Source organism: Mesorhizobium sp. M2A.F.Ca.ET.042.01.1.1, assembly GCF_003997405.1.
Classification (GTDB): Bacteria; Pseudomonadota; Alphaproteobacteria; order Rhizobiales; family Rhizobiaceae; genus Mesorhizobium.
Genome location: NZ_RZRX01000549.1, coordinates 1 through 1,357 on the forward strand (window position 1 = coordinate 1; position 1,357 = coordinate 1,357).

Here is a 1,357-nt window from a genome sequence, read left to right on the forward strand (position 1 = left end):
TCTCGGGACGTGTCGTCGCGACCGTGATGAAGGTCTTCGGGTTCTCCGGGTCGAACGCTTCGCCTTCGATCGGGTAGCGGAAGTGCCAGAGATTGCCGTTGACCTCGTGCTGCTCGACCTCGAGGTCGGAAATGGCCGTCAGCAGCTTGGGGTCCCAGTTCACAAGGCGCTTGTCCTTGTAGATGAGGCCTTCCTTGTAGAGCGTGACGAAGACTTCCAGCACCGCCTTGGACAGGCCTTCGTCCATGGTGAAGCGTTCGCGCGACCAGTCGGCCGAGGCGCCGAGGCGCTTCAGCTGGTTGAAGATCGCGCCGCCGGATTCGGCCTTCCACTCCCACACCTTCTCGATGAATTGCTCGCGCGTCAGATCGCGGCGGTGGATCTGCCTTTCCATGAGCTGGCGCTCGACCACCATCTGCGTGGCGATGCCGGCGTGATCCATGCCGGGCTGCCAAAGCACGTTCTTGCCGCGCATGCGCTCGAAGCGCACGAGAATGTCCTGCAGCGTGTTGTTGAGCGCATGCCCCATATGCAGCGAGCCGGTGACGTTCGGCGGCGGGATGACGATGGTGAAAGCTTCCGCCCCTTCCTCCGCGCCGGCGCCGGCCCGGAAGGCGTCGGCCTCTTCCCAGATTTTGGCGATCTTCGGCTCGACGGTCTTGGCGTCGTAGGTCTTTTCAAGCATGGAGGAGGTCCGAACTGTCGGTAACAAGCGTCCGGTGTAAATCGGAAGGTCTTGGCCGAGTCAACCGCGAGAGCAGCAATCACTGCCACAGACAGGCCTGCCCTCGACCAGCGACAATCCCGGCCGAGCGGGAGCTACGCGCGCTCACCTGAGAGCCTTGAACAAGCCACCGCCCAAAGGCGGCGCTTTTCAGCCTGCGTGTTGCGGCGGCTACTGCGCGCCGCGCGCCACGCGCTCGATCTCTTCGCGCACCAGCCTTTCGACCAGCGTCGGCAGGTTGTTGTCGAGCCAATCCTGCAGCATCGGCCGCAGCATCTCCTCGGCCATTTCATCGAAGCTCTTCTTGCCACGGCTTGCAAAGGCATCGGAAAGCTCGCCGAACGCTGCGGCAACCTGCCTGCCCGTGTGCTCGGAAAGGATCGCGGGACGGGACGGCTGAGCCTCAGGCGCGGAGGACTGGGGAGCGCCGGCATGTGCGACGGCTTCGACCGCGGGTTCTTCCTTGTCGATCTCGACCCGCGGCGCGGCTTCCGGAGCCCGGACAGCCGGCTTCGCTGTGACGGTGCTGCCTCCGGCCGCGGCGATTTCCCGCCGCCAATCGGCGACAATGGTCTCGGCGGTCTGCGGAGCGTTTGCGGCGGCGGGCCTGTTGGCGGCTGCCGGCTCGCTCGG

The 1,357-nt window shown here is 65.1% G+C and carries 2 protein-coding genes; both read right to left on the reverse strand.

Translation table 11 applies throughout. The features are described 5' to 3' along the window. Positions 1-685: class I tRNA ligase family protein (locus EOA23_RS34715; RefSeq protein WP_145966609.1), on the reverse strand; the 685-nt coding region annotated here is incomplete at its 3' end. A gap of 210 nt (positions 686-895) precedes the next feature. Next, positions 896-1,357 (reverse strand): DUF2497 domain-containing protein (locus EOA23_RS34720; protein WP_127307318.1); only part of this gene is annotated, 462 nt, incomplete at its 5' end.